This is a genomic window from Delftia sp. DLF01, assembly GCF_014852125.1.
In the GTDB taxonomy this organism is placed as follows: Bacteria; Pseudomonadota; Gammaproteobacteria; order Burkholderiales; family Burkholderiaceae_C; genus Comamonas; species Comamonas acidovorans.
This window is the reverse complement of the sequence record NZ_JACVAZ010000001.1, coordinates 468,415-486,662: the sequence shown is the minus strand read 5'-3', so window position 1 is coordinate 486,662 and position 18,248 is coordinate 468,415. Positions and strand designations below refer to the sequence as shown.

Below are 18,248 nucleotides of genomic sequence, written 5' to 3'. Positions count from 1 at the left end.
GCGCCCCGCCCCACCGACCGAACGCACCAAGGATATTCGCGTGAAACAGCCCATTGCACGTCTGAGCCTGCTGAGCCTGGCCATCGGCCTGACAGCCTGCACGACCACGTTCCAAGAGAGCAAGATCGACTACAAGAGCGCCGGCAAGCAGCAGGCGCCCACCCTGGAAGTCCCCCCGGATCTGACCCAGCTGTCCACGGATTCCCGCTATGCCGTGCCCGGCGGCGTGGTCTCCGCCGCAGCCATGGAAGCCAACTCCAAGGCGCAAAAGCCCAGCGAAGGCCGCACGGCCACCGTTGCAATGGGCGATGTGCGCATCGAGCGCAATGGCGAACAGCGCTGGCTGGTGATCAAGCGCCCGGCCGACCAGCTGTGGGAGCCCGTGCGCGACTTCTGGCTGGAAAACGGCTTCATCTTCACCACCGAAGACCGCCAGCTGGGCATCATCGAGACCGACTGGGCAGAGAACCGCGCCAAGATCCCGCAGGACGTGATCCGCAAGACGCTGGGCAAGGTCTTCGACGGCCTGTACTCCACCAGCGAGCGCGACCGCTTCCGCACACGCCTGGAGCGCTCGGCCGACGGCTCCACCGAGGTCTACATCACGCACCGCGGCATGCAGGAGGTCTACACCAGCGCCCAGAAGGACCAGACCATCTGGCAGCCGCGCCCCTCCGACCCGGAACTGGAAACCGAATTCCTGCGCCGCCTGATGGTCAAGCTAGGCGTGAGCCAGGAGCAGGCCGATGCCGTGGCCAAGGCCAACACCACCACGGCAGCCGCCACCGGCAGCGTGCGCATGGAATCCGCCAACGGACAGCCCGTGCTGCAGATCGACGAAGGCTTTGACCGCGCATGGCGCCGTGTCGGCGTGGCCCTGGACCGCACGGGCTTCACCGTGGAGGACCGTGACCGCAGCCGCGGCATCTACTTCGTGCGCTATGTCGCGCCTGACGCCAAGGTCGAGCCCAAGGGCTTCTTCGGCAAGCTGTTCAGCCGCTCGCCCGATGCGGCCGCGCCGGTCAAGTACCAGATCCAGGTGCGCAGCGAAGGCGACAAGTCCACCGTCACCGTGCTCAACACCCAGGGCCAGCCCGAGACATCGGCCAATGCCCAGCGCATCGTGCGCGTCATCACCGACGACATGAAGTAAGCAAGCCTCTTTTCGGGCCTTGGGGCGGCAGCGTCCGCCCTTGGCTTGCAGCCACCGCGCAGTCATTTGCCGGTGGCTTTTTTACTGGACCAAAGCAAAGCGAAGACGAAAAAAAACCGCAGCCCGAAGGATGCGGTTCTTTCGCGGCAGAGGCCGAAACCTCTGCCATCGGCGAGGGCCGAATTACTGCTTGGTGGCTTCCTTGGCGGCAGCGTCGGCAGCAGCCTTGGCGGCGTCTGCAGCGGCAGCGTCAGCAGCGGGAGCAGGTGCTGCAGCGTCAGCGGCAGGCGCTGCGGGAGCAGCAGCGTCGGCGGCGGGAGCAGCAGGAGCTTCTGCGGGAGCGGGAGCTGCCGGTGCGGGAGCTTCAACGGCGGGTGCGGGAGCGGGGGCCGGAGCCTCTTCCTTCTTGCCGCAAGCGGCCAGAGCTGCAGCAGCGATCACGGTAGCCAGGATCAGAGAGTTCTTCATCACAGTTTCCTAGAGAGTAGGTAAGAAGACAGTACACAGGAGGGGCCCCGCCACTTGCGCCACCGGATGCGGGCAACCGGTACGCGGCAGCCAGGCCACGTCAAACACATTCATTCGACTTGGAGCGAATTATAGGGAGATTTTTTCGAGGCTGACTGAAACTGACAACCTCTGAACAATTCCGCACAAATCCTCTTGCCAAGTCCGAATGCGGCAGCAAGAAGCTGCCTTGGCGTCCACTGTGTAACAAAACCAGGTTGCTGTCAATTTACTGACGAACCCAAGACAATTCTTTACAAATCTATCGGAGTCCGCCTTGAATCAGCAGAACGCTGTCAACGGTGAATGCCCGAACTTAGCATGACTGCGCCACAGCGTCTACCCGGTTCAGGACAGCGGCCCGCCTCGCACCCAGCCGGCGTCAAACCAGGAGGACAGCAGCTCCAGCGCGTCATCGCTGGCCTTGGCCAGATCGGCGCGTGACAGGGCGCGCGTATCGGCCAGCTTGCGCATCAGGGTGGCATCGCGGCCACCGGCCAGATAGCTTTCGCCGTTGATGAAGATGTGTTTTGCGTCATACATCATGCGCGTGCGGCGGTCGAGGACCACGCTCTCGAACATGCCGTGTTCCTCGCCATGCTCGAACCAAACATTGGCCTTGGGCTCGGTCATGTACTCGCCCAGCGCGCGCTCCAGCGCCAGCGGCTCGGCCAGCGCGCGCTCCAGCGCCTTGCGCGCGAAGTCGTGCAGGCTCGACGGAATCTCGCCCGGGGCCTCGACGGCGGGCTGGTCGGGATCGCGGTAGACCATGGGCGCTTCGGGTTCATCGGGCTCATCGGACATGCGCAGCAGCAGCTCGCGGGCCAGTTCGTCGCGCGCGGGCGAGCGAAAGCCGATGGAGTAGGTCATGCATTCGCCCTCGGCGATGCCGTCATGGGCCCACTTGGGCGGCAGGTAGAGCATGTCGCCGGGCTCGAGCACGAACTCCTCCTCGGGCTCGAAATTCGAGAGCACCTTCAGCGGCACATCGGGCTGCAGCGACAGGTCCTTCTGGCGGCCGATGCGCCAGCGCCGACGGCCATGCGCCTGCAGCAGGAAGACGTCGTAGCTGTCGAAATGCGGGCCGACGCCGCCCTGGTCGGTGGCAAAGCTGATCATCAGATCGTCCAGCCGCGCCTCAGGCACGAAGCGGAACTGCTGCATCAGCTGGTGCACGCCGTCGTCGTGCAGATCCACGCCCTGCACGAGCACGGTCCATCCGGGCTTTTGCAGCGAGGGCAGGCTGCGGCGCGACAGCGGGCCGTGGCTGAGCTTCCAATGGCCACCGTCCTGCTGCTGGATCAGGCGCGATTCCACACCGTCCTCGCCTGCCATGGCCAGCAGCCTGGCGCGGGGAATCAGGGGCTTGAAGCCCGGGATTGCCTGGCGCACCAGCAAGGGCTTCTTGTGCCAGTGGCGGCGCATGAATTGGGAAGCGGTAAGCCCACCCAGCAGGGCAAGCGGTGTGTTGGTGTCCATGAAATGGTCCGAAGTGAGCGAAGAGACAGGGCGGCATTGTCCTATGCGGGCATTGCCCTGTCCTGGCGCCAGCGCAAGCTGCCCCGCAATGGCTTCGCGGCAGTCAGCCGGCCGGCTTGCGCATGGCCCTGAAATCCGAGGGCGACAGACCCGTATAGATCTTGAAAGCGCGGCTGAAATGCGCGGTGCTGCCAAAGCCGCAATCCATGGCGACCTCGGTGATGGTGCGCTGCGCCTGGGCGGGCTGCAGCAGCTCGCGCATGCACAGCTCCAGGCGGCTGTGCTGTATGAAGGCGCCCAGGCTGGTCTGGCTGTCCGCAAAGGCGTTGTGCAGATGGCGCTTGCTGCAGTTGAGGGCGGCGGCCACGGACTCCACCGACAGGCCCGGGTCGCGCAGATGGGCCGCCACATGGGCGCGGATGCGGTCCTGCAGCGCCAGTTGCTGCGTGCCTGCCGTGCCCTGCCCGGCCAGTTCCTGCAGCGACAGATGGACCATGTCCACCAGCAGCTCGCCCGCGCGGCGCGCCAGATGCGGCGCCATGCCGGGCAGCTCCTGGTAGGTGCTGCGCATGGTTTCCAGCGCGATGCGGGCAATGCCCGAGCTGCCGCCCACATTGCGCCCCATCAGCCCTTCCAGCCGGATGCCCCGTTCCACGATGGCCTGGCGCGGCAGCATCACGATGAGGTGTTCGGACCATTCGGGGTTGGTGACCTCGTACTCCTGCGCCGTGTCATAGATCACCCAGCTGCCCTTGCGCACGCTGGCCTCGCGGTTGTGCTGGCGCACGCTGGCCACACCCTCCCAGGGCGCGACGATCTTCAGATAGGGGGACTCATGGGCGCGCAGGCCCTGCATGCTGCGCATGACGCGGTGGCGGCCCGCCTCCAGACGGGTCAGCACCACATCGCCGGCATTGGCCACGCGCACATGGCCTTCGAACAGGCGATCGCCATAGACATCGGTATCCAGGCCCGCAAACAGGCGCGACATCCAGGCGTGCCAGGCCGACGCCGTCTCGCCGGGCGGCAGTCCGTCGGTGCTCAACACCATGGCATCGGTCATGTGCGGTCTCTCCTGCTCGCCGCACGGGTGAAGGATCTGTGTGCGGCCATGGACGTGATTATGGGAAAGTGCAGGCCCGTCGCGCCCCATGGCTTTCCCCGCGGACAGCCAGGACAAGGGTAAACCCCGGAGCCTGTGCACGATCCGTCATGCGCTTTGTGCGCGCAGCGGGCTGCCTGCGCCATCGCCTGCTTCTACGATGACCGGCACGCCCGGCTATGCCAACGCAAATGCCAATGCCAACGCCACAACCACATACCAAGGAGACAGTCATGATCGAACAAACCATGCTCATCGCAGGCCAGGCCGCAAAGGCCGGCAATGGCGCCACCTTCGAGCGCCGCAATCCGCTGGACGGATCGGTGGCCACGCGCGCCCCGGCCGCCACGCCCGAAGATGCCGTGCGCGCCGTCGAGGCCGCGCAAAAGGCCTTCCCCGCCTGGGCCGCACTGGGCCCGACCGAACGCCGCCAGATGCTGATGAAGGCATCGCAGGCGCTGGAAGCCAAGACCGAGGCGTTTGCCGCCGCCATGGCCGCCGAGACCGGCGCATCGGGCATCTGGGCCGGCTTCAACGTGCACCTGGCTGCCAACATGTTCCTGGAGGCCGCATCGCTGACCACCCAGATCAACGGCCAGATCATTCCCTCTGACGTGCCCGGCAGCCTGGCCATGGCCGTGCGCCAGCCCGCTGGCGTGGTGCTGGGCATTGCTCCCTGGAATGCGCCCGTCATCCTGGCCGTGCGCGCCATTGCCACGCCGCTGGCCTGCGGCAATACGGTGGTGCTCAAGGGCTCGGAGCTGTGCCCCGCCACGCACGGCCTGATCATCGAGGCCCTGCAGGAAGGCGGCCTGCCGCCCGGCGTGGTCAACTTCGTGACCAATGCGCCCGAAGATGCCGGTGCCGTGGTCGAAGCCATGGTGGCCCACCCGGCCGTGCGCCGAGTGAACTTCACCGGCTCCACGCGCGTGGGCCGCATCCTCGGCCAGACCTGCGCCAAGTACCTCAAGCCCGCCATCCTGGAGCTGGGCGGCAAGGCGCCCTTCGTGGTGCTGGACGATGCCGACATCGACGCCGCCGTGGCCGGCTGCACTTTCGGTGCCTTCGCCAACTCGGGCCAGATCTGCATGTCCACCGAACGCATCATCGTGGATGAGTCCGTGGCCGGCGATTTCCTGGACAAGCTGGTGGCCCGCGCCACCTCGCTGCCGCTGGGCGATCCGCGCAAGGGCCCCGTGGTGCTGGGCTCGGTGGTGGACATGGCCACCGTGGAGCGCGCCAACCGCCTGATCGACGACGCGCTGGCCAAGGGCGCAAAACTGCTGTGCGGCGGCAAGGCCACCAACACGCTGATGGCGGCCACGCTGATCGACGGCGTCACGCCCGAGATGGACATCTTCCGCGAGGAAACCTTCGCCCCCGTCAAGGCCATCGTGCGCGTGCGCGGCGAGGAGCAGGCCATCGCCATGGCCAATGACAACGAATTCGGCCTGTCCTCGTCCGTCTACACCCGCGATACCGCGCGCGGCTGGCGCGTGGCCGCGCGCATCGAGGCCGGCATCTGCCACGTCAACGGCCCCACCGTGCATGACGAGGCACAGATGCCCTTTGGCGGCGTGAAAAACTCGGGCTACGGCCACTTCGGCGGCCAGGCAGGCATCGATGCCTTCACCGAGACGCGCTGGATCACCATGCAGACCACCCCCCGCCACTATCCGTTCTGATCGGCAGGACTCGCCGCCCGGCCTGCGCAGCAGCCGGGCAGCCGTGGGAAAATCGCGCCAACGCGGCCGCCGGCACGCCTTCGTCAAACACGGGCGCACGCGGCGGTCTTTCTTTTTCCCCACCGCGGCATGGGCCGCACAAGCTGCACACCATGGAAATCACAGAACAATGCGTGGTCGCTCTGACCTGGACCCTCAAGGACACCCTGGGCGAGGAACTGGACGTGCTCGATGAGCCCGTGGAGTTCCTGGTCGGCGGCGACGATCTGCTCAAGCGCATCGAGGAAGCCCTGCAGGGCCACGGCCAGGGCAAGACCCTGGACCTGCACCTGGAGCCCGAGGAAGCCTTTGGCGACTACAACGAAAGCCTGATCTTCCTGGAGCCGCGCGCCCTGTTCCCGGCCGAGCTGGAGGAAGGCATGAGCTTCGAGGCCAGCGCCCTGCCCAAGGGCTGCAGCGCCGTGCAGCCCGACCTGCTCTACACCGTCACGGAAATCTATCCCGAGCATGTGGTGCTGGACGGCAACCACCCGCTGGCCGGCATTGCGCTGCGCCTGCACCTGAAGGTCGAAGGCGTGCGCGAAGCTACCGAGGAGGAAATCGGCCGTGGCTCGGCCGGCACCGGCTTCTTCCGCATCCAGCCCATGGCGCCGGGCAACGACACGCTGCACTGAAATTGCCGCGCTGAAATGGCAAAGGGCTCCCTGCGGGGAGCCCTTTTGCATGGAGCGAGCCTGGTACTCAGCGAATCAGCTGGTTGTTGTCCACGCGCACGCTCTCGCCTATGCGCAGCTGCGGATTGTTCTGGTAATCGAACACGCGCGTGCTGCCGTCGTTCAACTGCACGGTGACGCGGTAGACATCGCGCAGGTCGCCAGGGCCGGTGTTCTTCTCGATGGCATTGCCCGCCATGGCACCGCCCACCACGCCCGCAATGGTGGCGATGTCGCGCCCACTGCCCTTGCCCACCTGGCGGCCCAGCACCCCGCCGACCACGCCGCCCACCACGGCCCCGGCGCCTATGCCCGAGCCGCCTATGCCGCTGGGCTGCTGGATCTGCACCAGTTGCACATTGGTCACGCGCCCCTGCTGCACATAGCCACCGCCGCCCGGGTAGGCCGTGCCGGGCTGGCCGCCGTTGGGATAGCCACCGCTGGGGTAGCCGCTGGTCGGATAGCCTCCGGCTGGATAGCCGCCAGCCGGATAGCCACCGGCAGGGTAGCCGCCACCCGGGTATCCGCCCTGCTGGGGGTAGCCCGCGCAGGCGCTGAGCAGCAGCGCGGCAATGCAGCCGGCGCCCAAGGCGCTCAAGCGATGAATGGAAGGCATGAGAATCTCCTGTGTACTGTCCGTGGATCGATCAAGGGCAGCCACCGGCCCGGCCGGCGGCTGCATACCGCTTCAACGTCCCAGGCCGCATGCCTGCCGACCGGACAGAACACTTGCTGACAAAAATCAGCCTGCCCGCCAGGCCTCAATTGCGTGCGCGGATGCTGAGCACGTTGCCGTTGTTGCCATCGACGTAGAGCTTCACAGGGCGGCCATCGCCGGTCTGGCCCTTGACCTGGTAGAGGCCGTCCTCCCACTCGATCTCACGCAGGTCGCGGTAGCCCAGGACTTCCATGCGCTCGAAGACTTCGCGGATGCTCAGGCCCGGCCCCTGGAAGGCGCCGCGCACGGAGGCCACCGTGGTGGCCACGGCCTCGCCGGCCTGTACGGTCACGGATGGCCCGCCCGTGGCGGCTGCCTGGGCCTGCACCTGGGCGACCAGCCCGGCAGTGGCGATCAGAACAATGCCCAGGCCCGTCAGGCCATGGCGTGCAGCGCGGGAAATCAGTTGTGGGATGGAAGGCATGAGGTTCTCCTTGGCATGTGAAGGACGGCGACTGGGCCGGCGATTGGGTCGGCGATTGGGTCGGCGATTGGGCTGGCGATGCATCTGAAAAGGCCGCATCTGCCGGCTGCTGCGCCTTCGTTTCCGTTGAATTGCGACGGCGTGCAGCCATTGTTCGATGCAGGCCATGAACGCAAGCTGAAGCAGCCGTTCATCCGAGGTTCATCCACGCTGGGCTATAAAGTTTTCCATGCCCACTCCATCCTTCTCCATTCCTCGCAGGTCCTGGATGCTGCTGGCCGCACTGCTGCTGATGGCGGCGGCCCTGGCCTCCTGGACCACGCCCTCGGACGCCGGCGACAGCGACCATGAACTCGCTCGCCAGGCCCTGCAGCAAGGCCGCGTGCTGCCGCTGCGCACCGTGCTCGATCAGGTCGAGCGCGACTACCAGGGCCAGGTCATCAAGGTCGAGTTCGAGCATGACGACGGCCGCTTCATCTACGAGATCCGGCTGCTGCAATCGGGCGGCCGCGTAGCCAAGCTCAAGATCGATGCACGCGATGGCAAGGTGCTGAGTTTCAAGCGCAAGGACTAGACGCAGATGCGAATCCTCGTGGTGGAAGACGAGCCCACGCTCTGCGGGCAACTGGTACAGGCCTTGCAGCAGGCAGGCCATACGGTGGAGACGGCCGCGGACGGCGCAACGGCCCAGTACCTGGGCGAGGTCGAGGAATTCGACGCCGCCGTGCTGGACCTGGGCCTGCCCGTGCGCGACGGGCTCACCGTGCTGCGCGCCTGGCGTGCGCAGGGCCGGGTCATGCCGGTGATGATCCTCACGGCGCGCGGCGCCTGGCATGAGAAGGTGGCCGGCATGGATGCCGGCGCCGACGACTATCTGGCCAAGCCCTTCCACATGGAAGAGCTGATGGCCCGCCTGCGCGCCCTGCTGCGCCGGCTCAGCCCGCACGCCAGCGCCCAGTGGCAATGCGGCCCCATCGTGCTGGACTCGCGCCATGCCCGCGTGAGCGTCGCCGGCCAGCCGCTCACGCTGACCAGCCATGAATTCAAGGTGCTGGCCCTGCTGATGCAGCGCGTGGGGCAGGTGATATCGCGCACCGAACTGTCAGAACACATCTACCCGCAGGACAGCGACCGCGACTCCAACACCATCGAGGTCTTCGTCGGCCGCCTGCGCAAGAAGCTGCCGGCCGGCAGCATAGAGACCGTGCGCGGCCTGGGCTACCGGCTGGTGGAAGGCGCGCCCGCTGCATGAACGCGCCACAGGAAAGACAGGTATCCCGGCTTGGCGATTCGCTGCGCCTGCGCCTGCTGGCCGGCACATTGGCCTGGGTGCTGGCGGCCGTGCTGCTGGCCGGCTGGGGGCTGCGCGGCCTGTTCCGCGACCACATCGCGCAGCAGTTGCAGGCGCAGCTGGTGCTGCAGCTCGACCAGCTCAGCGCAGCCGTCAACAGCCTGCCCGGCGGGCGCATCGAAGTCGGACTGGCCGTGGGCGATCCGCGCCTGGCGCAGCCGCTGTCAGGCCTGTACTGGCAGATCGACCAGGTGAGCGATGGCGCGGGTCCACCCGAGAAGGCCGGCTTGCTGCGCTCTCGTTCGCTGTGGGACCAGACGCTGGACTGGCACCAGTTCCGTGCCGATGCCGGCCGCCCGGATGAGCACCACGAGGACACGGCGCTGAACACCGGCATGCTGCCCGATGGCCAGGGCCACCAGCTCGTGGCCGTGGCACGCCCCCTGCAATTGCCCGAAGCCGACGCGCCGCCGCTGCGCCTGATCGTTGCGGCCGACAGCGCCCTGCTGGCCGAACCCATGCAGCGCTTCACCACCATGCTGATCGCCGCACTGGGCACGCTGGCGGCCGGGCTGGTGCTGGCCGTGGTGCTGCAGCTGCGCCTGGCGCTGCGGCCGCTGCAGCTGCTGCGCAAGGGCCTGTCCGACGTGCGCAAGGGGGCAACGCCGCGCCTCGAAGGCCGGTTCCCGCAGGAACTGCGCCCCCTGGTGCAGGAATTCAACCATGTGCTGGATGTGAACGCCGACATGGTGCAGCGCGCGCGCACGCAGGCCGGCAACCTGGCCCATGCGGTGAACACGCCGCTGTCCATCCTCGGCAATGCCGCCGCGCAGGAAGGCGGGGCGCTGGCCGAACTGGTCCGCGAGCAGGTCGCCAGCGCCAGCCGCCAGGTGGACCACCATCTGGCACGCGCCCGCGCTGCGGCCCGCCAGGCCACAGGCCTGCGCACGCCGCTGGAGCCGCCGCTGGCCTCGCTGGTGCGCACCATGGAGCGGCTGCACGCCGGCCGCGGCATCCGCTTCGCGCTGAAGGGCGATGCGCAGCCTTGGGACTTTCTGGGCGATGGCCAGGACCTGATGGAAATCCTGGGCAACCTGCTGGACAACGCCGGCAAGTGGGCGACCCAGGCCGTGAGCCTGGAAGTCCAGGGCCTGGAGCACGATCAGGCCAGCGGCCCCTTGCTGCTGACGGTGGACGATGACGGCCCCGGCATCGAAGACGCCGACCTTGGCCGCATCTTCGAGCGCGGCGAGCGCCTGGACGAACGCAGGCCCGGCGCAGGCCTGGGCCTGGATATCGTGCGTGACCTGGTGCAGACCTATGGCGGCAGCATCGCAGCCAGCCGCTCGCCGCTGGGCGGCCTGCGCATGCAGCTGCGCCTGCCGGGGGCAAAAAGACAGGCGTGACGGCAGGAGCCGCGCAGCGGCGGCTCAGTGCCCTCTCAGGGGCCTTTCAGTGTCCTCTCAGCGCACGCAGCACCTGCACCAGGGTGTCTGCCTGGGGAAACAGCCAGTCGGCCAGCGCGCCCAGCGCCACGGCGGCCACCAGTGCGCCCAGCACCGGCTTCCAGCTCAGGCGCAGCGCGGCCAGCAGCCAGCCCTCGCGCTCCACAACATAGAGCGTGCGCGCCATCAGCAGCGCAAAGGCCACCTCCACCGCCACGGCCAGGAACAGGTCGGCCCCAAAGACCAGCCACAGCAACGACCCTGCCCCCGTGACCGCGACCAGCAGCGCCGCAAACACCAGCAGCACGGGAACCAGGACGACGGCTCCGTCGTCCAGCCCATCGATGCCCGGCAGATCAAAGCCTTGCGAGGCCGAGGAAGCGGCCTCGGACATGGCGCCGCCGTCATCCCAGCTGCCACTGGAGCCACCGCCGCCATACGAGCCGCCCTGCCCGCTGTCGAATCCGCCAGCCTCCGGCGTGCGGGCCGGTGAAGAACCGCTGCCGCCGGGCGTCACATCGGGAACATCGGACACCTCCCAGTCGCGGCGCAGCATGCATTCGGCCCACAGGCGCAGCAGCAGCAGGTACAGCAGATAGCCGCAGGCCAGGGCCACGCCATAGCGCAGCGCCATGCTGTGCATGCCCGCGTGCAGCAGGCCCAGGCTCAACAGCGACATGCCGGCCAGGCTCAACCCGCCCGTCAGTGCCGCATGCAGCCGCAGCCAGTGGCGCTGCTGCAGGCGGCGGCGCATGCGGTCTTCCTGCGTCAGCATCACGCGCGTCCATGACGCGGATGGGCGGTGGCGCGTGCGCCGGGATGGCCTGGCCATGCGGATTCCTCCCTGGAGCGATGCCCGGGCAGCGCGGCTGCGGGCGTTTTCTGGCTGAGCGCCTTATTGCTTGCCTGTAGAGCCGTAGCCGCCGGCGCCGCGCTCGGAAGCCGACTCGAACTCCTCGACCACATTGAAGCTGGGCTGCACCACGGGCACGATGATCAGCTGGGCCAGGCGGTCCATGGGCTGCAGCGTGAAGGCCGTGGTCGAGCGGTTCCAGGCGCTGACCATGAGCTGGCCCTGGTAGTCGCTGTCGATCAGGCCGACCAGGTTGCCCAGCACGATGCCGTGCTTGTGGCCCATGCCCGAGCGCGGCAGGATCATGGCCGCGTAGCCGGGGTCCTTGAGGTACATGGCCATGCCCGTGGGCACCAGTTGCCATTGGCCGGGCTCCAGCATCAAAGGCGCATCGATGCAGGCGCGCAGGTCCAGGCCCGCGCTTCCCGGCGTGGCGTAGGCGGGCATGTTCTCGCGCAGGCGCGCGTCAAGGATCTTGATATCAACGTTCATGGAAACAATCTGGGGAGCGCCTCACGGCAGGCTCTCTTGAAAAGCAAAGCGCGCATTGTGCCCCGCGCCGTCACCCGGACGACTTGAGCCCGCTGCGAAAGCCTTTGACGATGGCATTGATGATGGTGAGCAGCAGGATGAAAGGGCCGATGCCCGGAATCACCACGGCCAGGATCAGGCCGATCACGATACCCAGCAACTGGCCCGGACCTATCTTGAAGACCGTCTTCTTGACAGCCTTGGCGGCGGAGGAGGCCTGGGCTTGCTGTGCCCGCGCCGCCTGCCGGCCGCGATCGGCCCTGCCACCATTTCTATCGCCGTTCCTGTCGCCATGCCTGTCGCCTGCAGACGGCTGGCGCCCCGGCAGGGCAGGCACCGAAGCCTGCTGCGCGGCGATGCGCGCCTTCTCGGCAGCAGCCTGCACCTGCTCGCGCACGCGCTCGACCACGGACTGGGACTGCGCGCCCGGCGTGGCCACCGCATCGGTGAAATCGCTGCGTCCCTGCGCCATCCAGCCGTGGGCCGCAGAGCGGTACAGGGGACTGGCGCGCAGCAGCTCGTCCACATAGCGCACATAGTCGCCGTGGCGGGGGCCTTCGTAGGTGTTCTGTGACATGCGGGCCTTCGGTGGTGTCAACGGACGGGCGGCAGGCGCCGGGCGATCTCGGTCACCAGCTGGCGCGCCAGCAGGGACTTGGAGGCGTGCGGCAGCTCCATGGTGCCAGCCTCGTCGATCAGCAGCAGGGCATTGTCATCCCGCCCAAAGGTTGCGGGACCGATATTGCCCACCAGCAGCGGCACCTGCTTGCGCAGGCGCTTGGCGCTGGCGTGCTGCAGCAGGTCATGGCTTTCTGCAGCGAAGCCCACGCAGTACAGCCGGCCGCTGCGCGCAGGCTCGGACTGCGCGGCGGCCGCCAGGATGTCGGGGTTCTCGACGAAGGTCAGCGTGGGGGTCTGGCCCGAGCCGTCCTTCTTGATCTTCTGGTCTGACGCCGTGGCCGGGCGCCAGTCGGCCACGGCCGCCGTGGCGATGAACACGCCAGCCTGGGGCAGTTGCTGCTGCACGGCATCGAACATCTGCTGCGCCGATTGCACGTCGATGCGCTGCACGCCGCGCGGCGTGCGCAGGTGCACGGGCCCGGCCACCAGGGTCACCTGGGCGCCCGCCTCGCGCGCGGCGCGCGCAATGGCAAAGCCCATCTTTCCGCTGGAATGGTTGGTGATGCCGCGCACGGGGTCGATGGCCTCGAAGGTCGGGCCCGCCGTGACCAGCACCTGGCGGCCCTGCAGCAGCTTGGGCGTGAAGAAGGCAGCCAGCTCCTCCATGATTTCCTCGGGCTCCAGCATGCGGCCGTCGCCCACCTCGCCACAGGCCTGGTCGCCCGTTCCCACGCCCAGCACCAGCGCACCGTCGGCCGCCACCTGCGCCAGGTTGCGCTGCGTGGCCGGGTGCGCCCACATCTCGCGGTTCATGGCAGGCGCCAGCAACAGGGGCACGCGGTCCATGGGGCGCGCCAGGCACATCAGGCTCAGCAGCTCATCGGAGCGGCCCTGCACCAGGCGCGCGATAAAGTCGGCGCTGCAGGGCGCGATCAGCATGGCATCGGCCTCGCGACTGAGGTTGATGTGGGGCATGTTGTTGGGCTCGCGCGCGTCCCACTGCGAACCATAGACGGGGCGGCCCGACAGCGCCTGCATGGTCACCGGCGTGATGAACTGCTCTGCCGCCTCGGTCATCACCACCTGCACGGTGGCCCCGGCCTGCACCAGCAGGCGCACCAGCTGGGCAGATTTGTAACAAGCCACGCCTCCGGAGAGGCCGAGCACCAGATGTTTACCTGCGAACACTTCAGTCATGGCGCGCAATTTAGCAGAGCCGGAGCATCCGAGCAGCCCCGCGCGGCGCGGCGAATTCGGCGGCGCATCTATAATCCTGCTTTACCACCACCAATAAAAGACATGACCAAATTTGTCTTCGTCACAGGCGGTGTGGTGTCTTCCCTGGGCAAGGGAATCGCCTCAGCCTCCCTTGCTGCGATCCTCGAATCGCGCGGCCTCAAAGTCACCCTCATCAAGCTGGATCCCTACATCAACGTGGACCCGGGCACCATGTCGCCCTTCCAGCACGGTGAAGTGTTCGTGACCGATGATGGCGCCGAGACCGATCTGGATCTTGGCCACTACGAGCGTTTCATCGAAACGCGCATGAAGCAGTCCAACAACTTCACCACCGGCCGCATCTACCAGAGTGTTCTGGAAAAGGAGCGCCGCGGCGACTACCTGGGCAAGACCGTGCAGGTGATCCCGCACGTGACCAACGAAATCCAGGAGTACATCAAGCGCGGCGCCGGCCTGGGCACGCCTGACGCTGTCGATGTCGCCATCTGCGAAGTCGGCGGCACGGTGGGCGATATCGAGTCCCTGCCCTTCCTCGAAGCCGTTCGCCAGCTGGCCCTCAAGCAGGGCCCCAACAACACGGCCTTCGTCCACCTGACCTACCTGCCCTGGATTGCCACGGCCGGCGAGCTCAAGACCAAGCCCACGCAGCACACCGTGCAGAAGCTGCGCGAGATCGGCATCCAGCCCGACGCCCTGCTGTGCCGCGCGCAGCACCAGGTGCCGGAAGAGGAGAAGGAAAAGATCTCGCTGTTCACCAACGTTCCCGAGTGGGGCGTGATCTCCATGTGGGACGTGGACACCATCTACAAGGTGCCCCGCATGCTGCACGAGCAGGGCCTGGACGGCCTGATCTGCGACAAGCTGCGCCTGAACACGCCGCCCACCAACCTCAAGCGCTGGGACGACCTGGTCCACGAGACCGAGCACCCGCAGGGCGAGGTCAAGATCGCCATGGTCGGCAAGTACGTCGAGCTGTCGGACGCCTACAAGTCCGTCAACGAGGCGCTCAAGCACGCCGGCATGCAAAGCCATGTGGCAGTGAAGATCACCCACGTCGATTCCGAGACCATCAGCGACGCCAATGCGCGCGACAAGCTCTCGCAGTACGACGCCATCCTCGTGCCCGGCGGCTTCGGCTCGCGCGGCGTGGAAGGCAAGATCTCCACGGCCCGCTACGCCCGCGAGAACAAGGTGCCCTACCTGGGCATCTGCCTGGGCATGCAGGTGGCCACCATCGAATACGCCCGCCACGTGGCCGGCCTCGAAGGCGCCAACTCCACCGAGTTCGACCCCAAGTCTGCCAACCCCGTGATCGCCCTGATCACCGAGTGGAAGGACGCCGACGGCACGGTCAAGACCCGCGACGAGAACTCCGACCTGGGCGGCACCATGCGCCTGGGCGCGCAGTCCTCCGACGTGCAGGCCGGCACGCTGGCCCACAGCATCTACGGTGATGTGGTCACCGAGCGCCACCGCCACCGCTACGAAGCCAACGTCCAGTATCTGGACCAGTTGCGCGAAGCGGGCCTGGTGATCTCGGCGCTGACGCAGCGCGAGCAGCTGACCGAGATCGTCGAGCTGCCCAAGGAAGTTCACCCCTGGTACATCGGCGTGCAGTTCCACCCCGAGTTCAAGTCCACGCCGTGGAGCGGCCACCCGCTGTTCAATGCCTTCGTGAAGGCTGCGATCGAACGCCAGAAGGCGCCGCGCAAGCCCTGACCCCCGCAACGCCGCCCACCATTTCCCAAGGAATCCCCACCATGAAACTCTGCGGCTTCGATGTCGGCCTCGACCGGCGCTTCTTTCTCATTGCAGGACCCTGCGTCGTCGAGTCCGAACAGCTGCAGATGGACGTGGCGGGGCATCTCAAGGAAATCACGGCGGCCCTGGGCATCCACTTCATCTTCAAGAGCAGCTACGACAAGGCCAACCGCAGCTCGGGCGCCAGCTTTCGCGGCCCGGGCATGGACAAGGGCCTGGAGATCCTCGCCAAGGTGAAGAAGGACCTGCAGGTCCCCATCCTGACCGACGTGCACACCGAGTCCGAAATCCCGGCCGTGTCCCAGGTCGTGGACGTGCTGCAGACGCCGGCCTTCCTGTGCCGCCAGACCGACTTCATCCGCGCCGTCGCCCAGTCGGGCCGGCCGGTGAACATCAAGAAGGGCCAGTTCCTGGCCCCGCATGACATGAAGAATGTCATTGACAAGGCCCGTGCGGCTGCAAGGGAAGCCGGCCTGCCCGAGGACAGCTTCATGGCCTGCGAGCGCGGCGCCAGCTTCGGCTACAACAATCTGGTCTCGGACATGCGCAGCCTGTCCATCATGCGCGAGACCGGCGCGCCCGTCGTCTTCGACGCCACGCACAGCGTGCAGCTGCCCGGCGGCAACGGCACCAGCAGCGGCGGCATGCGCGAGATGGTGCCCGTGCTCTCGCGCGCGGCCGTGGCGGTGGGCGTGGCGGGCCTGTTCATGGAAACCCATCCCAACCCTCCCTGCGCCCTCAGCGACGGCCCCAACGCCGTGCCGCTCAAGCACATGAAGGCCCTGCTCGAAACCCTGGTCGCGCTCGACGACGTGACCAAGAAGAACGGCTTCCTCGAAAACGACTTTGGAGTCTGACCCATGGCCAGCGGCTACATCATTGCGTCCGTCACCGTCACCAAGCCCGAGCAGTACGAGGAATACCGCAAGTGGAGCACCGAGGCCATGCGCGTGCATGGCGCCGAAGTCTGCGTGCGCGGCGGCAAGGTCGAAGTGCTCGAAGGCGACTGGAACCCCGGCCGCACCGTGATCCTCAAGTTCCCCAGCTTCGAGGCAGCCCGGGCCTTCTACGACACGCCCGAGTACCTGCGTGCCCGCGAGGCGCGTGAAGGCGCATCCATCATGCGCATGGTCTGCGTGGAAGGCGTCTGACGGCCAGCCACCCCGGCTCGTCAAGAGCGCAGCGCATACAAAGCCATACAACCAATTTGTGCACAATAGCCGCCGCCCGATCGCAGATACTGCGCCGCGGAGCACGGCTGTGCCCGGTGGCGCGGCAGCCTGCCACGCCATCGACCACCCATACCGCTTGCCCGGCAAGCACCAGGGCGCAACCTCACCGGAACCCGCCTGCACACCGATTTCAAAAACCGCAAAGGAAATGCCATGAGTGCAATCGTTGACATCGTAGGCCGCGAAGTGCTGGACAGCCGCGGCAACCCCACCGTCGAATGCGACGTGCTGCTGGAATCGGGCGTGATGGGCCGCGCCGCCGTGCCTTCGGGCGCGTCCACCGGCTCGCGCGAAGCCATCGAGCTGCGTGACGGCGACAAGAGCCGCTACCTGGGCAAGGGCGTGCTCAAGGCCGTCGAGCACATCAACACCGAGATCTCCGAAGCCGTTCTAGGCCTGGACGCCTCCGAGCAGGCCTTCCTGGACAAGACCCTGATCGACCTGGACGGCACCGACAACAAGGGCCGCCTGGGCGCCAACGCCATGCTGGCCGTCTCCATGGCCGTGGCCCGTGCCGCTGCCGAAGAGGCCGGCCTGCCCCTGTACCGCTACCTGGGCGGCATGGGCGGCATGCAGCTGCCCGTGCCGATGATGAACGTCATCAACGGCGGCGCGCACGCCAACAACAGCCTGGACCTGCAGGAATTCATGATCATCCCCGTGGGCGCGCCGTCGTTCCGCGAAGCCGTGCGCTGGGGTGCCGAAGTCTTCCACGCGCTCAAGAAGATCATCCACGACAAGGGCATGAGCACGGCCGTGGGCGACGAAGGCGGTTTTGCGCCTTCCGTGGAAAACCACGAAGCCGCCATCCAGCTGATCCTGCAGGCCATCGAAAACGCAGGCTACAAGGCCGGCGAACAGATCGCCCTGGGCCTGGACTGCGCCGCCAGCGAGTTCTACAAGGACGGCATGTACGTGCTGGCCGGTGAAGGCAACCTGACGCTGACCGCCACCCAGTGGACCGACATGCTGGCCGGCTGGTGCGACAAGTACCCCATCATCTCCATCGAGGACGGCATGGCCGAAGGCGACTGGGATGGCTGGAAGATCCTGACCGACCGCCTGGCCGCCAAGGTCCAGCTGGTGGGCGACGACCTGTTCGTTACCAACACCAAGATCCTGAAGGAAGGCATCGACAAGAAGATCGCCAACTCCATCCTGATCAAGATCAACCAGATCGGCACACTGACCGAAACCTTCGCCGCCATCGAAATGGCCAAGCGCGCAGGCTACACGGCCGTGATCTCGCACCGCTCGGGTGAAACCGAGGATTCGACGATTGCCGACATCTCGGTGGGCACCAATGCCGGCCAGATCAAGACCGGCTCGCTGAGCCGTTCGGACCGCATCGCCAAGTACAACCAGCTGCTGCGCATCGAGGAAGACCTGGGTGACATCGCCCACTACCCCGGCCGCGAGGCTTTCTACAACCTGCGCTGAAAAGCGTTAGGCTTGCAAGCCATCGGGCCTGCAAGCCTTTTTCCTTTCCGCAAC

19 protein-coding genes are annotated in these 18,248 nt (G+C 66.9%); 10 read left to right on the top strand and 9 right to left on the bottom strand.

What is annotated here, in order from left to right:
• The first annotated feature begins 40 nt into the window (after nt 1–40).
• Complete coding sequence (bamC, locus tag IB269_RS02195) at nt 41–1,153, top strand: outer membrane protein assembly factor BamC (RefSeq protein ID WP_013801116.1); 1,113 nt, start codon at nt 41–43, stop codon at nt 1,151–1,153.
• Nucleotides 1,154–1,336: 183 nt separating this feature from the next.
• Here bamC and IB269_RS02190 read toward each other — a convergent pair whose 3' ends face one another.
• From IB269_RS02190 to IB269_RS02180, 3 genes are all read right to left on the bottom strand, one after another.
• The gene (locus tag IB269_RS02190) at nt 1,337–1,621 is read right to left on the bottom strand and encodes a hypothetical protein (protein WP_012206890.1); all 285 of its coding nucleotides are present in this window, start codon (nt 1,619–1,621) and stop codon (nt 1,337–1,339) included.
• A 387-nt stretch (nt 1,622–2,008) separates the two neighbouring features.
• Complete coding sequence (locus IB269_RS02185) at nt 2,009–3,139, bottom strand: cupin domain-containing protein (RefSeq protein ID WP_013801115.1); 1,131 nt, start codon at nt 3,137–3,139, stop codon at nt 2,009–2,011.
• Nucleotides 3,140–3,242: 103 nt separating this feature from the next.
• Nucleotides 3,243–4,202: a helix-turn-helix domain-containing protein gene (locus tag IB269_RS02180; RefSeq protein ID WP_013801114.1), complete on the bottom strand. Its 960-nt coding sequence runs from the start codon at nt 4,200–4,202 to the stop codon at nt 3,243–3,245.
• Nucleotides 4,203–4,474: 272 nt separating this feature from the next.
• Between IB269_RS02180 and IB269_RS02175 the strand changes: the two genes are divergently transcribed.
• Both IB269_RS02175 and IB269_RS02170 read left to right on the top strand, forming a co-directional pair.
• Nucleotides 4,475–5,926, top strand: a complete 1,452-nt coding sequence (locus IB269_RS02175; RefSeq protein WP_192366322.1) for an aldehyde dehydrogenase — start codon at nt 4,475–4,477, stop codon at nt 5,924–5,926.
• Nucleotides 5,927–6,078: 152 nt separating this feature from the next.
• Nucleotides 6,079–6,600 (top strand): FKBP-type peptidyl-prolyl cis-trans isomerase, encoded by a 522-nt coding sequence (locus tag IB269_RS02170; RefSeq protein ID WP_012206894.1) that lies wholly within the window; start codon nt 6,079–6,081, stop codon nt 6,598–6,600.
• Nucleotides 6,601–6,667: 67 nt separating this feature from the next.
• Here the strand turns inward: IB269_RS02170 and IB269_RS02165 are convergent, their stop codons facing one another.
• Both IB269_RS02165 and IB269_RS02160 read right to left on the bottom strand, forming a co-directional pair.
• On the bottom strand, nt 6,668–7,255 hold the full coding sequence (locus tag IB269_RS02165) for a glycine zipper 2TM domain-containing protein (RefSeq protein ID WP_192366321.1): 588 nt from the start codon (nt 7,253–7,255) through the stop codon (nt 6,668–6,670).
• 145 nt (nt 7,256–7,400) lie between these two features.
• The gene (locus tag IB269_RS02160; protein WP_192366320.1) at nt 7,401–7,781 is read right to left on the bottom strand and encodes a PepSY domain-containing protein; all 381 of its coding nucleotides are present in this window, start codon (nt 7,779–7,781) and stop codon (nt 7,401–7,403) included.
• Nucleotides 7,782–8,049: 268 nt separating this feature from the next.
• Between IB269_RS02160 and IB269_RS02155 the strand changes: the two genes are divergently transcribed.
• The 3 genes from IB269_RS02155 to IB269_RS02145 are packed head-to-tail and all read left to right on the top strand — an operon-like array spanning nt 8,050 to nt 10,478.
• A complete protein-coding gene (locus tag IB269_RS02155) occupies nt 8,050–8,355 on the top strand; it encodes a PepSY domain-containing protein (protein WP_012206897.1) in 306 nt (101 codons plus the stop codon).
• Nucleotides 8,356–8,361: 6 nt separating this feature from the next.
• Entirely contained in the window at nt 8,362–9,033 is a 672-nt protein-coding gene (locus IB269_RS02150; RefSeq protein ID WP_012206898.1) for a response regulator transcription factor, read from the top strand.
• On the top strand, nt 9,030–10,478 hold the full coding sequence (locus IB269_RS02145; protein ID WP_192366319.1) for a sensor histidine kinase: 1,449 nt from the start codon (nt 9,030–9,032) through the stop codon (nt 10,476–10,478). Before IB269_RS02150 ends, IB269_RS02145 begins: the two co-directional genes overlap by 4 nt.
• Nucleotides 10,479–10,524: 46 nt before the next feature.
• Here the strand turns inward: IB269_RS02145 and IB269_RS02140 are convergent, their stop codons facing one another.
• The 4 genes from IB269_RS02140 to coaBC all read right to left on the bottom strand — a co-directional run bounded on the left by IB269_RS02140 (nt 10,525) and on the right by coaBC (nt 13,719).
• Nucleotides 10,525–11,349: a hypothetical protein gene (locus IB269_RS02140; protein WP_192366318.1), complete on the bottom strand. Its 825-nt coding sequence runs from the start codon at nt 11,347–11,349 to the stop codon at nt 10,525–10,527.
• A gap of 63 nt (nt 11,350–11,412) precedes the next feature.
• Nucleotides 11,413–11,862 carry a dUTP diphosphatase gene (dut, locus tag IB269_RS02135; RefSeq protein ID WP_071956572.1) on the bottom strand — a complete coding sequence of 150 codons (450 nt, stop codon included), beginning with the start codon at nt 11,860–11,862 and terminating at the stop codon, nt 11,413–11,415.
• A 70-nt stretch (nt 11,863–11,932) separates the two neighbouring features.
• Nucleotides 11,933–12,478, bottom strand: a complete 546-nt coding sequence (locus tag IB269_RS02130) for a hypothetical protein (RefSeq protein WP_013801107.1) — start codon at nt 12,476–12,478, stop codon at nt 11,933–11,935.
• 17 nt (nt 12,479–12,495) lie between these two features.
• Nucleotides 12,496–13,719 carry a bifunctional phosphopantothenoylcysteine decarboxylase/phosphopantothenate--cysteine ligase CoaBC gene (gene coaBC / locus IB269_RS02125; protein ID WP_192366317.1) on the bottom strand — a complete coding sequence of 408 codons (1,224 nt, stop codon included), beginning with the start codon at nt 13,717–13,719 and terminating at the stop codon, nt 12,496–12,498.
• A 102-nt stretch (nt 13,720–13,821) separates the two neighbouring features.
• On the opposite strand from coaBC, the gene IB269_RS02120 reads away from it, so the two are divergent.
• From IB269_RS02120 to eno, 4 genes are all read left to right on the top strand, one after another.
• Nucleotides 13,822–15,480, top strand: coding sequence for a CTP synthase (locus IB269_RS02120; protein WP_012206904.1), 1,659 nt, complete (start codon nt 13,822–13,824; stop codon nt 15,478–15,480).
• Between the two features lie 41 nt (nt 15,481–15,521).
• Nucleotides 15,522–16,379, top strand: coding sequence for a 3-deoxy-8-phosphooctulonate synthase (gene kdsA, locus IB269_RS02115; protein ID WP_013801105.1), 858 nt, complete (start codon nt 15,522–15,524; stop codon nt 16,377–16,379).
• Between the two features lie 3 nt (nt 16,380–16,382).
• Nucleotides 16,383–16,673 (top strand): DUF1330 domain-containing protein, encoded by a 291-nt coding sequence (locus IB269_RS02110; protein ID WP_012206906.1) that lies wholly within the window; start codon nt 16,383–16,385, stop codon nt 16,671–16,673.
• Between the two features lie 234 nt (nt 16,674–16,907).
• Nucleotides 16,908–18,194: a phosphopyruvate hydratase gene (eno, locus tag IB269_RS02105; RefSeq protein ID WP_012206907.1), complete on the top strand. Its 1,287-nt coding sequence runs from the start codon at nt 16,908–16,910 to the stop codon at nt 18,192–18,194.
• Nucleotides 18,195–18,248 lie beyond the last annotated feature (54 nt).